The sequence below is a fragment of the Mycobacterium sp. genome (assembly GCF_035499775.1).
In the GTDB taxonomy this organism is placed as follows: Bacteria; Actinomycetota; Actinomycetes; order Mycobacteriales; family Mycobacteriaceae; genus Mycobacterium.
This window is the reverse complement of sequence record NZ_DATJYB010000602.1, coordinates 1-12,294: the sequence shown is the minus strand read 5'-3', so window position 1 is coordinate 12,294 and position 12,294 is coordinate 1. Positions and strand designations below refer to the sequence as shown.

The following is a 12,294-nucleotide window of genomic DNA, read 5'->3' as shown; positions in this document are numbered from 1 at the left end:
ATCGGCGAGGACGACATCGTCTGGATCATCCGGGCTTTGGGGCGGCAGCGGTTCGCTGATGAACTTCGGCTGCTCGGCGCGTTCGCCGGTGGCGCTCCGGGCTGCCCGCAGCACGGTCGGATCGAAGCTGAACGGCACACCGGGCACCAGCTTTCCGCGTTCCACGTTGCGAACGTCGAACGGCTGCAAGGGATGCTCGACGACGATGCGAGAGCGAACCCGCTCGCTCGTCGTCATGTCCACGGCGTCGAGCAGTTCGGCCAGCGGCACGGCGGGCGGTCTGCGCTGACCCGAGTATTCGTTGGCGCCGGTGTAGGTGATGACCAGATGGTCGGCGGCCGCGCAGATGGCGTCGAGCAGCAATTGCCGGTCCTCAGAACGGATGTCGCGCTCACCGGTCAACGGACGACGGGCCAGCACATCGTCACCGTCGACGACACCGGTGCGCGGAAACACGCCGTCATCGAGCCCGACCAGGCAGACCACCCGGTGCGGGACCGAACGCATCGGCACCATCGTGCACACGGTCAGTGTGCCGGTGCGGAAGTTGGCCCGGGTAGGGCGTCCGGCGAGGTGCCTTTGTAGCAGCGCGCGCACGTCGGGCAACCGCAGCGGGGTCTCCGCCCGCGGACCGGCGGTGCGGAGTATTTCGCCGAATTCGCGCTCCACCTGGCTGGTCTGCCAGGTGTCGTTATCGTCGACCCGAGTCACCAGGGCGATGCCGTCGGCCAGTGCGGCCAACCACTCGCGCAGCGGACGGGTCCCGGTGAGCGAGTCGACCACTCGCCGCAGCCGGTCGATGTATTCGGCGAATTGGCCCGCCAACTCGACCCGATTGCTACCGACGTCGTCGAGGGGCAACGTGGAATCGATCCAGGCGTGCGATGTTTCGGACATCGCAACGCCGGCCAACACTCGATCGATGCCGAATTGCCAAGTGTTGTGGATGAAGTCGACGCCGTAGGGTGCACGGTGCTCCTGGTCGAAGCCCCACCGAATATTCGACTGCCGGACCCACCGGGTGATGTTCTCCAGATCGTCGTCGTCGAATCCGAACCGGGCACGCACCGGGGTGGCCTGGGCGAGGTTGAGCACCTCACTGGCGGTGACCCTGCTGCCGGCCAACATCAGCAGTTGCGACGCCACGCCGAGCAGCGGATTGGTTTGCAGCAGTGAGCGATCGGCGAGCCGAACCCGAAGCCGATGTGCGGGATGCACACCGTGCACCACGTCGCCCAGCCCGAAGTCCGCGACGATCAGCGGCGCGTACGTCTCGATGTCGGGGCACATCACCAGGATGTCGCGCGGCTCCAGCGTCGGGTCGTCGGTCAGCAGGCCGAGTAACACCTCGCGCAGCACATCGACCTGGCGGGCCGGACCGTGACAGCTGTGCACCTGTATCGACCGGTCATCGGCCGACAGCTCGCGGCCTGCGCGCCGGACCGCGTTGGCGGCCAGGTCCGCCTGCAGCCAGCCGAGCAGCGTGTCGGGTCGATCGGCGGACTTCAGCGCCTCGTCGGTCGCCGGATCTGCGGGAAGGTTTCGTTGCAGTTCGCGGAGATCCCGACCGAGGGTCGCCAGCAGCGGATGGTGGACTTCCCGATGGCTGGTGTCCTCGCGCCTCGGCACCGCGCCGTGCCTGCCGGCCAGCCCCCGCCACAACTCGTCGCTGGGGTGCGGCAGCCACAGGTGGAGGTCGTGGTGGGCGGCGACCGCGTCGAGCAACTCGATGTCGGTGACCGCCAACCGGGTGTGACCGAACAGCGACAGCCGCAACGGCAGGTCTGCCGGCCCCTCGCGCAGCCGGGCAATCGTTTCTTCGTGACGGACGTGCGGAGGATCGGCGGCGATGACGGAGACCAATGCGCGCCACAATTCGGGTTGCCAGGCCAGGTCGGTATCGAGGTCGCCCGGATTGCCGTCCAGCCAGTCGGCGAGCAGCCGCGGACGCTGCCGGGCGTAGGAGGCGAACATCCCGGCCAGGCGGCGGGCCACCGAATACCGTCGCCCGCGACGCAAATCGGCCTCGGCCCCGATATCGAAGTGGCCCAGATGTTTTGCCAGCGTTCGACACCACGGCTCGTCCAGTGAGCAGTCGATCACCTCCAGCAGCGGCCACGTCATGGCATCCGGTGACCACGGGTCGTCGTCCGTCGTTCCGGTTATTTCTGCGATCAGCGATTGCGGATTGCGAAACGACACACCCGCGCACACACCGTCGCCGCTGTCGGCACGGCGGCCGAGGATGTGCGAAAGCCGCTGGCTCAGCCAGCGTTCGACGCCGCGCGCCGGGACCAGGACCAGCTCCTCGGCGAACGGGTCGGGCAGGGGTTTGGCCAGCAGGGCACCGAGGCCGTCGGCAAGCAGATCGGTGCGCTCGGCACGATGGAGATGAAGCGCCATTGCGGGCCACCATAGACCGCCCCACCGACAACGGTGGCAGCATGGTCAGCGAGGGCGAGGGAGGGATGCGATGGAAACCTGGGATGCGATCTGTGCCCGACGCAATGTACGGCAGTACAAGCCGAAGCCGGTGTCCGACGACGACTTGAACCGGATCGTCGAGGCCGGGTGGCGCGCACCGTCTGCGAGCAACCGCCAGCCGTGGGACTTTGTCATCGTCACCGACCGAACTCAGCTGCAGGAGCTATCCACGGTGTGGCGAGGCGCCGGTCACATCGCCGGCGCCCCGGCCGCGATCGCCATGGTCGTGCCGGAGCCGCCGGACGAGCGCCGGAAGGTGGTAGACCAATACGACGTCGGTCAGGCGACGATGGCGATGATGATCGCGGCCACCGACCTGGGGATCGGTACCGGCCATTCGTCCGTCGGGGATCAAGACAAGGCGCGGGCCATCCTTGGCGTTCCCGACGGCTATTTGGTGGCTTTCATGCTCGGCATCGGATATCCAGCCGATCGACCGCTGCGCCCGATCCGCAAACCGGATCGGCGGCCCTTCTCCGAAGTCGTCCACCACGGACGGTGGTGAATCACGTGACCCGCAGAGGCGACTACGGATACGACGGGTCTTTCCACACCGTCTCGGGGCGGACGCAGTTGGCGACCGTCGCGGCCGGTTCTGCTGCCCTGCTGGTGACAGCGGGTGTCAGCCTGTCACGCGGCAATCGGCTTGCGGCGGCGCTGACGGGGGCGCTCGGTGTCGACCTGATCGCGACGGCGGCCTGGTACATCTATGCGACACGGTCGGGCAAGTTCGTTGTGTGGGGACGGGTTCTGGACGATCTGCGGCTGAGCGGCGACGAAACGGTCCTGGACATGGGTTGCGGGCGCGGCGCGGTATTGCTCGCCGCCGCCAAGCGGCTGCCGCGGGGCCGGGCGATCGGCGTCGATCTATGGCAGGCCGATCAGACCGGCAACTCCCAGCAGGCCACTTTGGCCAATGCGGCGCTGGAAGACGTCTCCGATCGCATCGAGGTGCACACCGCCGACATGACTGCGCTGCCGTTGGCCGACGAGAGCGTCGACGTGGTCGTCAGCAACCTGGCCATCCACAACATTCCGACCCGCGCCGGACGCCGCAAGGCACTCGACGAAGCGGTTCGCGTGCTGCGGCCGGGGGGCCGGCTGGCGATCGGGGATTTGTGGGAGACCCGTCAACATGCCGCGCGTTTGCAGGAGCTGGGCTGGCGAAATGTGCGGCGCCGCAACCTGGGATGGCGCATGTGGTACGGCGGCCCGTGGTTTTCCACGCGCTTGGTGAGTGCGACGAAACCGAAGTGAGCTTTCGGTGGCGCCGAGACTGTATTCGGGGCATCGAGACTGCACTGAGAGTGTGCAAACCCGGCGGCGGCTAGCCCTGGATACTGTCTCGTTGCGCCGCTGGCGTCGCAACGTATGTCCGCCCGGCGTGCATGCTTGGGGTCATGAACAGAAACGAGATCACCGAACAGATCGTGGTTGCCCGCCTGGCCAAAGGGCTGAGCTGGCAGGAGCTCGCCGATGCCATCGGAAAGCCGGTCGTCTGGACCACGTCGGCGTTGCTCGGCCAGCACCCGATTCCCGCCGAACTCGGCAAGGTCTTGGTCGAAATGCTGGATCTCGACGAGTCGGCGGTGCCGGTGCTCGCGACGCCGCCCATGCGCGGCGGGCTGCCCACTGCGGTGCCTACCGACCCGACGATCTACCGCTTTTACGAAGCGCTTCAGGTCTATGGCGGCGCGCTAAAGGAACTGATCCACGAGCAGTTCGGCGACGGCATCATGAGCGCGATCAACTTCAGCGTCGATCTGCAGAAGAAGCCGCATCCGTCGGGCGACCGCATCGTGGTGACGTTCGACGGGAAATTCCTCGCCTACGACTGGGTTTCGGCTGAAAGCTGAACAATGGCTGCTAAGAAACCGGTGGATCTCGTGCTTTCGGGCGGCGGTGTGAAAGGCGTCGGCCTGGTCGGCGCCGTGGTCGCCATCATGGATGCCGGATATTCGGTCAAGCGGGTGTCCGGCGTCTCTGCCGGCTCACTGGTCGGGTCGATCCTGGCTGCCGCATCCAACGGCGACCAGTTGACGACCGAACAGATCAAGGAACTCGCGCTGACCCTGCCGTATCCAAAGTTCCGCGATCCCGTCGGGCATCTGCCCTTCGTCGGTCGTGCGTGGGGACTGCTGCGCGAGACCGGCATGTACCGTGGCGACTTCGCCCACGACTGGGTCCGCAGCGAGCTGAAGAACCTGGGGGTGAGCACTTTTGGGGATCTGGCCCTCACTGACAAACAAATTCCCGCAGGGCGCCGCTATCGGCTCGCGGTCACCGTCACCGATGTGACGACGGGCCAGCTGGTGCGACTGCCCTGGGATTATCGGCGGGTCTACGGTCTTGATCCCGACGACCAACCGGTGGCCGACGCGGTCCGCGCCTCGATGTCAATCCCGTTCTACTTCCGGCCGGTCAGCCTGACCAGCGCCGCCGGGGTCACCTCCACCCTGGTTGACGGCGGCGTGCTGTCGAACTTCCCGATCGACTCGTTCGACCGGTTCGACGGCAAACCGCCGCGCTGGCCGACTTTCGGCGTCACGGTGGTGCCCAACCTTCCCGAAGGTAACGACCAGCTGATCCCCGGGGTCGGCGCGCTGCGCCTGCTGGGCCCGCCGTCGGTTCTGCTGGAGCAGCTGATTACCACCATGTTCGTCGGCCACGATCAGACCTATCTGAACCAGCCCTGGGTCAGCGCGCGGGCGATCCGGGTGGATTCGACGTCGGTCAACTTTCTGGATTTCGGCATCGCCAGAAAAGACGCTGAAGCGCTGTACGCCAAAGGCTATGCCGCGGCGAAGGAGTTCCTGTCGACCTGGAACTGGGTCGAATACCTCGAGCGGTTCCGCCAGTTCAACTAGAGACCGAACTCGGCTTCGATCCCCTCGATCCCGGCGCGGATGGCTTTCAGCGCGTCGGCGCGGGCGCGCAACTTGGTGGCGGCGTGTGCCTGCTGGTTGAGGCCGGCGAATTCCCGTGCCGCCTCCTCGGCGCGGCTCAGCACCATCTCGGGCATCACGATCTCGTCGATAAAGCCTGCGGCGAGCGCGGTTTCGCCGAAAAATGTCTTGGCCAGCCCGGCGGCCTGCTGATACGCCGACCGGGTCAGCCGCAGCTTCAGGACCTCCATGGCCGCGTAGGGAATGGTCATGCCGATCGCGACTTCGTTGGCCTGAATGTTGTACGCGTGCGCGGCCACCCGGTGGTCGCCGGAGGACAGCAGGAAGGCTCCCATGGCGATGGCATGGCCGGTACAGGCCATCACCACCGGCTTGGGGTATGACAGCAGCCGATACGACAGCTCGAAGCCGCCGCGGAGCATGTCGATCGCCGGTTGCGCCTCGCCCCCGGTGAGGACTTTCAAGTCGAAGCCGCCGCTGAACACCCGCTGATTGCCGGTGATCACCAGCGCGCCGACGTCATCGGCGTCGGCCTGGTCGATCGCTTCGTTGAGGGCCTGCTGCATGGTCGGCCCCAACACGTTGACTTTGCCGTCGTCCATCCGGATGAGCGCGATGGACTCGTCGTGGCTGTAGGTGACCGGGCCGCTCATGGTTACTCCTTCGATAAGGACAGCCCGTCGATTGAATCAGATTCGGGTTGCCGCGGTATCTACTGGATGCCGCGGAGCCACCATCACACCCTCTGGTTGCTGTGTTTGCCCAGTTCGTCTTCGGCGTCACCCCAGCGAAGGCTGACATCGGTGGGCGAATCGAGTTGCCGGATGCGCCACCGGTCCTGCGTTTCCTGCACTGCGCCGTTGATCCGCGCGATCTCGCTGCGGAACACCTCGGGACGCGTTTCCTTGCTTGCGTAGTGGAAATAGGTCAGCAGGCTGCGCAGCAGTTCCAGTTTCTGCTTCTCCCGCTTCGCCAGATCGTGGGTCGTCATCAACTCGATGCGCTGGACGGGCGGGAGGGCGTCCCAGTCCAGCACCACCTTGGTCTCGAGCGGTTTGCGCGCGCGCTGCCAGAACCGCCATCCCTTCGGCTGCTCGGGACGGTCGTAGTAGATCACCGACCCGGCGAACCGGGACTCGATGGCATTCCCGATTTCGGCGCGGTCGAGCGCCGAATCCCACACCATCCGCCATTCCTGGCCGGGGGCCAGCGATGGCAATTCGCGGGGGAGCTGCAGTTCGACGACATCGGCGTATCCGTCGGAGGCGTTCTCGTATGCCGCGACGGTGGGTGCGGTCGGAAACGAGAACCGGATGTCATAGGCGGCGGTGCGACCGAAATTCCGGACCACCACTTCGATCACGTGCCAGTCGGTGACATGCGGTTCCATCAGCATGGCGACATGGGGCCGGATCTGCTCAACGGCCAACTGGCGGTTGCGCTGGATCTGGTGGTTCGTGAACAAGAGCGCGACGACGCCAAGCGCGAGCGCCGCCCACACGGACCACACCAGCCAGGCACTGGACCCAAATTCCGTGGCACCCTGCCAGCTGCCCTGGACCCACCCCATTGAATCCACCTTCCGCTTATACCACAGTTTCCTGCGGTCCGAAGTTTCGCTGAAGCGCTGGTTGAGACGCCTTTCGGGTCTCTCACATGCCCATCAACATCCGCCACTGATCGAGGTTCGCAGGGCGATACACATAGTTGGAACGCTTGACTTCCGACAGTGACGCACTGGGCTCGGCCGAATACCAGTGCCCGGGAAAGATGGTCGGGTCACCCGGAAGCTGGGCGAGCTTCTGCAGACTGCGGTACATCTCGTCGGAGTCACCACCGGGAAAATCGGTGCGGCCGCAGCCTTCCAGGAACAAGGTGTCGCCGGCGACCAGCCGCCCGTCGAGCAGAAAGCACTGGCTGCCGGGCGTGTGACCGGGAGTGTGCAGCAGCTCGATCTCGATGTCGCCGATGCTGACCTTGTCGTGGTTCTCATGCGTGGTGAGATCGCCGAGGCCGATCCCGGTGACCCGCGAAACCCAAAGTGCCTCATTGACGTTCACGTGCACCGGGACAGCTTGGCGGTCCAGCAATTCGGCCAGGCCCTTGAGCTGAAAACCCATCATCGACCCACCCACATGGTCGGGGTGATGATGAGTCACCAGTACCCCGGACAGATGCATGCCGTCCGCCTCCAGCGCGTCGACCAGATCACCGGCGGCGTATGCCGGATCGACCACCACACAGTCGCCAGTCTGACGGTCCCCGATCAGATAGGCGAAATTGCGCATCTGCACCGCTATCATGTCGCCCGGCGCGAAATCGCGACCGGAAAGCAGCTGACGGAAGTACAGTCGGTCCGAATCTGACACCTGACCAGACTATGACCTGGGCAATCGACTCACCATTTCGGGCGCATTGCGGGGCCGGTAGCTGTGCGGTGCGGAGGTGTCGTCCCTGTTGGTTTGGTGCCGTTAAGCGCCAAGCTGTACCCTCTTTTAGGCCCGCGGCACGACTGGTCGCTACGGGTGAACGGCCCCCTTAGCTCAGTCGGTAGAGCGTTTCCATGGTAAGGAAAAGGTCAACGGTTCGATTCCGTTAGGGGGCTCGGAGGACGCCGAGCTGGCAGGCGGCCCCGACCCCTAAGCGGGGTGGCCCGAGGCGATGTAGCTCAGTCGGTTAGAGCGAACGACTCATAATCGTTAGGTCGCCGGTTCGAGTCCGGCCATCGCTACAACACAACAACGAACGCGTGAGAGACCTGAGAGAGAAACGGACATGGCTTCCAGTACCGACGTGCGGCCGAAAATCACTTTGGCATGCGAGGTGTGCAAGCACCGTAACTACATCACCAAGAAGAACCGGCGCAACGACCCCGACCGGATGGAGCTGAAGAAGTTCTGCCGCAATTGCGGCAAGCACCAGCCGCACCGCGAGACACGGTAGTCAATCGCGAGCACTCACTCAGACTGACTAGGTAGGTTCTAGAACCGTGGCGTTGAGCGAACGGGTCGTCGGGATGCATTTCCGCTACCCCGACCATTACCTGGTGGAGCGGGAGAAGATCCGCGAACACGCGGTGGCCGTGCAAAACGACGACGCCGCGTTTTTCACGGAAGAAGCGGCCGCCGAACTCGGCTATGACGGGTTGCTGGCCCCGCTGACGTTTATCTGCGTGTTCGGCTACAAGGCTCAGACAGCGTTCTTTCAAAATGCGAACATCGCGATCCAGGACGCTCAGATCGTTCAGGTCGACCAGGTGCTGAAGTTCGCGAAGCCAATCGTGGCGGGCGACAAGCTCTACTGCGACGTGTACGTGGATTCGGTGCGTGAGGCGCACGGCACCGAGATCATCGTGACCAAGAACATCATCACCAACGATGCGGGCGAGATTGTGCAGGAGACCTACACGACCCTGGCGGGCCGTGCCGGTGATGACGGAGAAGAGGGATTTTCTGATGGCTCTGCGTGAGTTCAGTTCGGTCAAGGTTGGTGACCAGCTTCCCGAGCGGGTCTACCCGCTGACTCGCCAGGATCTGGTGAACTACGCGGGGGTGTCGGGCGACTTGAACCCGATCCACTGGGATGACGAGATCGCCAAGGTCGTCGGGCTGGACACCGCGATCGCGCACGGCATGCTGACCATGGGGCTCGGTGGCGGCTATGTGACCTCGTGGGTCGGCGACCCGGGCGCGGTCACCGAGTACAACGTGCGGTTCACCGCGGTGGTCCCGGTGCCCAACGACGGCAAGGGCGCCGAGCTCGTGTTCACCGGCCGGGTGAAGTCGGTCGACCCGGACAGCAAGTCGGTGACCATCGCGCTCACCGCGACCACCGGTGGCAAGAAGATCTTCGGACGGGCCGTCGCGTCGGCGAAGTTGGCGTAGCGGATGGCTCTCAAGACCGACATCCGCGGGATGTCCTTTGAGTATCCGGAACACTTCGTGGTCGGCCGGGAGCAGGTTCGCGGATTCGCGAGATCGGTCAAGTGCGACGATCGGGCCTGCTTCGACGAGGAGGCGGCCGCCGAACTGGGCTACGACAGCCTCGTTGCGCCGATAACCTTCGTGTCGATCCTGGCGAAACTCGTCCAGGACGATTTCTTCCGGAATGTCGATGTGGGCATGGAGACCCTGCAGATCGTCCAGGTCGACCAAAAGTTCGTGTATTTCAAGCCGATCTGCGTCGGGGACACACTCTTCGCCCGCATGGACATCCATTCGGTGGACGAGCGTTTCGGCGCCGACATCGTCGTAACCAAGAACACCTGCACCAACCAGGATGGCGACGTGGTCCTGCAGGCCTACACCACCCTGATGGGCCACGAGGGGGACAACTCCATCCAGCTCAGATGGGACAAGGAAACGGGGCAGGTCGTCAGAACCGCGTAATTCGTCGCGGATTTCCTGCGGTTACGCGGTATCTAGTACACTCGGGCCTCGGGGTTTTCCCAGCATCTGCGCGCTTTCCGTCAGTCGAACGAGCGGAAGGCGCGCGTGTCGTGTGAGCCCCGGCACACCGAGGGTGGGTCGGGCCGGACTGAGTCCGTCCTGCCAACCGCGAAGGGGCGTAGCTCAACTGGCAGAGCAGCGGTCTCCAAAACCGCAGGTTGCAGGTTCAAGTCCTGTCGCCCCTGCTGACGGCGAGACATGACATGGTGGACACTGGGTGGAGTGCCCGATCGGACCGATCGGATCGGGACGGCCCGGGGATAGCTAGCGAACAAAGGAGCATGCGGTGAGCGACGAGGGCGACGCTGCCGACGACGCCGCAAGCGACGGCGGCGAGACTCAGGAAGCCGGCCGAAGCGGTGGCCGCACGGCGCTGGTGACAAAACCCGTGGCGCGGCCGCAACGCCCCACCGGCAAGCGGACTCGTCAGAAGGTGGCCGACACAGAGGTCGACGAGAAGGAGTCGTCGACCGAGGTCGAGGTCACCAAAGAGGAAAAGACCAAGAAATCCGGTAAGGCCAAGACGGCCCAGAAAACCACGAAGGCTAAGAAGTCAAAGAAAGCGGGCGCCAGTTCCGCTAACCCGATTATCTTCGTCTACAACTACCTGAAGCAGGTAGTTGCCGAGATGCGGAAGGTGATCTGGCCGAGCCGCAAACAGATGCTCACCTACACCTCGGTGGTGCTGGTGTTTCTGGCCTTCATGGTGGCGCTGGTCGGGCTGGCGGATTTCGGCCTGGCCAAGCTGGTGCTACTGGTGTTCGGCACCTGAGGCTTGAGAGTGATAGAGAGGACTGCAAACCGTGACTACCTTCGACGGTGACACGTCCGCGGGTGACGCGGTGGACCTGCAGGAGGCCACCGAAAAGGTCGCCGAGGCTCCGGCTGAAGAGGTCGATCCTGCCGCGGCGCTGAAGGCAGACCTGCGCAGCAAACCTGGCGACTGGTATGTCATCCACTCCTACGCGGGGTACGAGAACAAGGTCAAAGCCAACTTGGAGACCCGGGTGCAGAACCTTGACGTGGGCGACTACATCTTCCAGGTGGAGGTGCCCACCGAAGAGGTCACCGAGATCAAGAACGGTCAGCGCAAGCAGGTCAATCGCAAGGTGCTGCCCGGCTACATTCTGGTGCGCATGGATCTGACCGACGACTCGTGGTCCGCGGTGCGCAACACGCCCGGCGTGACCGGGTTCGTCGGTGCGACGTCCCGTCCGTCGGCTCTGGCGCTGGACGACGTGGTGAAGTTCCTGCTGCCGCCGGGAGCGACGAAGAAGGCCGCCAAGGGCGCGACCAGCACCGCCGCCGTCGCCGAGGCGGGCGGCCTGGAACGTCCGGTCGTCGAGGTCGACTACGAGGTCGGCGAATCGGTGACCGTCATGGACGGACCGTTCGCGACGTTGCCGGCCACCATCAGCGAGGTCAACGCCGAGCAGCAGAAGCTCAAGGTGCTGGTGTCGATCTTCGGCCGTGAGACACCGGTGGAACTGACCTTCGGCCAGGTCTCCAAGATCTAGCCCGCGCAGCACCCAAAACCAGGCTTGAACCAGGAAGGAACATCGACACCCCATGCCCCCGAAGAAGAAGAAAGTCACCGGGCTGATCAAGCTCCAGATCGTGGCCGGCCAGGCCAATCCCGCGCCGCCGGTCGGCCCCGCGCTCGGTCAGCACGGCGTCAACATCATGGAGTTTTGCAAGGCGTACAACGCCGCGACGGAGAACCAGCGCGGCAACGTCATCCCGGTGGAGATCACGGTCTACGAGGACCGCAGCTTCACGTTCGCGCTGAAGACGCCGCCGGCCGCCAAGCTGCTGCTCAAGGCCGCGGGCGTGCCCAAGGGTTCGGCCGAACCGCACAAGACCAAGGTCGCCAAGGTCAGCTGGGATCAGGTCCGCGAAATCGCCGAGACCAAGAAGGCCGACCTCAACGCCAACGACATCGACGCTGCGGCCAAGATCATCGCCGGTACCGCCCGCTCGATGGGCATCACCGTCGAATAGTTACGCCCCGCACAAATCAGACGTGGGAGGGCCAGCTCCGGCCCGTTTGGTAACCACGACCCAACATCAGATTGGACAAGCAAATGAGCAAGACCAGCAAGGCATACCGCGCCGCCGCCGAGAAGGTGGACCGCGCCAGCCTCTACACCCCGCTGCAGGCGGCCAAGCTCGCCAAAGAGACGGGGTCGACCAAGCAGGACGCGACCGTCGAGGTGGCGATCCGGCTCGGCGTAGATCCCCGTAAGGCAGACCAGATGGTCCGTGGCACGGTCAACCTGCCGCACGGCACCGGTAAGACCGCCCGGGTCGCGGTATTCGCCGTCGGCGAGAAAGCCGAGCAGGCCCAGGCCGCCGGCGCCGATATCGTCGGCAGCGACGACCTGATCGAAAAGATCCAGGGCGGCTTCCTGGACTTCGACGCCGCGATCGCCACGCCCGACCAGATGGCCAAGGTC

15 protein-coding genes, 3 tRNA genes and 1 pseudogene are annotated in these 12,294 nt (G+C 64.7%); 15 read left to right on the top strand and 4 right to left on the bottom strand.

The window, feature by feature from the left end:
- A partial coding sequence (recC, locus tag VML93_RS36420) for an exodeoxyribonuclease V subunit gamma (RefSeq protein ID WP_325618410.1) occupies positions 1 to 2,403 on the bottom strand: 2,403 nt, incomplete at its 3' end.
- A 70-nt stretch (positions 2,404 to 2,473) separates the two neighbouring features.
- Between recC and VML93_RS36415 the strand changes: the two genes are divergently transcribed.
- From VML93_RS36415 to VML93_RS36400, 4 genes are all read left to right on the top strand, one after another.
- A complete protein-coding gene (locus tag VML93_RS36415; protein WP_325618408.1) occupies positions 2,474 to 2,989 on the top strand; it encodes a nitroreductase family protein in 516 nt (171 codons plus the stop codon).
- A 5-nt stretch (positions 2,990 to 2,994) separates the two neighbouring features.
- The gene (locus VML93_RS36410; RefSeq protein ID WP_325618406.1) at positions 2,995 to 3,741 is read left to right on the top strand and encodes a class I SAM-dependent methyltransferase; all 747 of its coding nucleotides are present in this window, start codon (positions 2,995 to 2,997) and stop codon (positions 3,739 to 3,741) included.
- A gap of 131 nt (positions 3,742 to 3,872) precedes the next feature.
- Positions 3,873 to 4,340, top strand: a complete 468-nt coding sequence (cynS, locus tag VML93_RS36405) for a cyanase (RefSeq protein WP_325618404.1) — start codon at positions 3,873 to 3,875, stop codon at positions 4,338 to 4,340.
- Positions 4,341 to 4,343: 3 nt separating this feature from the next.
- Positions 4,344 to 5,351 carry a patatin-like phospholipase family protein gene (locus VML93_RS36400; protein WP_325618402.1) on the top strand — a complete coding sequence of 336 codons (1,008 nt, stop codon included), beginning with the start codon at positions 4,344 to 4,346 and terminating at the stop codon, positions 5,349 to 5,351.
- On the opposite strand, the gene VML93_RS36395 is transcribed toward VML93_RS36400, so the two are convergent.
- From VML93_RS36395 to VML93_RS36385, 3 genes are all read right to left on the bottom strand, one after another.
- Positions 5,348 to 6,043, bottom strand: a complete 696-nt coding sequence (locus tag VML93_RS36395; RefSeq protein ID WP_325618399.1) for a crotonase/enoyl-CoA hydratase family protein — start codon at positions 6,041 to 6,043, stop codon at positions 5,348 to 5,350. The two genes, VML93_RS36400 and VML93_RS36395, sit on opposite strands and share 4 nt — an antisense overlap.
- Before the next feature lie 83 nt (positions 6,044 to 6,126).
- Entirely contained in the window at positions 6,127 to 6,960 is an 834-nt protein-coding gene (locus tag VML93_RS36390) for a hypothetical protein (RefSeq protein ID WP_325618397.1), read from the bottom strand.
- A gap of 82 nt (positions 6,961 to 7,042) precedes the next feature.
- A complete protein-coding gene (locus VML93_RS36385; protein ID WP_325618395.1) occupies positions 7,043 to 7,759 on the bottom strand; it encodes an MBL fold metallo-hydrolase in 717 nt (238 codons plus the stop codon).
- A gap of 163 nt (positions 7,760 to 7,922) precedes the next feature.
- Between VML93_RS36385 and VML93_RS36380 the strand changes: the two genes are divergently transcribed.
- The 11 genes and pseudogenes from VML93_RS36380 to VML93_RS36330 form a co-directional block, all read left to right on the top strand.
- Positions 7,923 to 7,995: transfer RNA gene (locus VML93_RS36380), tRNA-Thr, on the top strand.
- 52 nt (positions 7,996 to 8,047) lie between these two features.
- A tRNA-Met gene (locus VML93_RS36375) sits at positions 8,048 to 8,121 on the top strand.
- Positions 8,122 to 8,165: 44 nt separating this feature from the next.
- On the top strand, positions 8,166 to 8,333 hold the full coding sequence (gene rpmG / locus VML93_RS36370; protein WP_067231004.1) for a 50S ribosomal protein L33: 168 nt from the start codon (positions 8,166 to 8,168) through the stop codon (positions 8,331 to 8,333).
- Between the two features lie 46 nt (positions 8,334 to 8,379).
- Complete coding sequence (gene hadA, locus VML93_RS36365; protein WP_325618390.1) at positions 8,380 to 8,859, top strand: (3R)-hydroxyacyl-ACP dehydratase subunit HadA; 480 nt, start codon at positions 8,380 to 8,382, stop codon at positions 8,857 to 8,859.
- Positions 8,846 to 9,274 (top strand): (3R)-hydroxyacyl-ACP dehydratase subunit HadB, encoded by a 429-nt coding sequence (hadB, locus tag VML93_RS36360; protein WP_325618388.1) that lies wholly within the window; start codon positions 8,846 to 8,848, stop codon positions 9,272 to 9,274. The genes hadA and hadB overlap by 14 nt, the downstream gene beginning before the upstream one ends.
- Before the next feature lie 3 nt (positions 9,275 to 9,277).
- Positions 9,278 to 9,778 (top strand): (3R)-hydroxyacyl-ACP dehydratase subunit HadC, encoded by a 501-nt coding sequence (hadC, locus tag VML93_RS36355; protein ID WP_325618386.1) that lies wholly within the window; start codon positions 9,278 to 9,280, stop codon positions 9,776 to 9,778.
- 172 nt (positions 9,779 to 9,950) lie between these two features.
- Positions 9,951 to 10,023, top strand: a tRNA-Trp gene (locus VML93_RS36350).
- Between the two features lie 101 nt (positions 10,024 to 10,124).
- Entirely contained in the window at positions 10,125 to 10,610 is a 486-nt protein-coding gene (gene secE, locus VML93_RS36345) for a preprotein translocase subunit SecE (RefSeq protein WP_325618384.1), read from the top strand.
- A gap of 31 nt (positions 10,611 to 10,641) precedes the next feature.
- On the top strand, positions 10,642 to 11,355 hold the full coding sequence (gene nusG, locus VML93_RS36340) for a transcription termination/antitermination protein NusG (protein ID WP_325618382.1): 714 nt from the start codon (positions 10,642 to 10,644) through the stop codon (positions 11,353 to 11,355).
- Positions 11,356 to 11,407: 52 nt separating this feature from the next.
- Positions 11,408 to 11,839, top strand: coding sequence for a 50S ribosomal protein L11 (gene rplK / locus VML93_RS36335; protein ID WP_325618380.1), 432 nt, complete (start codon positions 11,408 to 11,410; stop codon positions 11,837 to 11,839).
- Positions 11,840 to 11,922: 83 nt separating this feature from the next.
- Positions 11,923 to 12,294, top strand: a pseudogene (locus tag VML93_RS36330) (50S ribosomal protein L1); the annotation flags it as partial.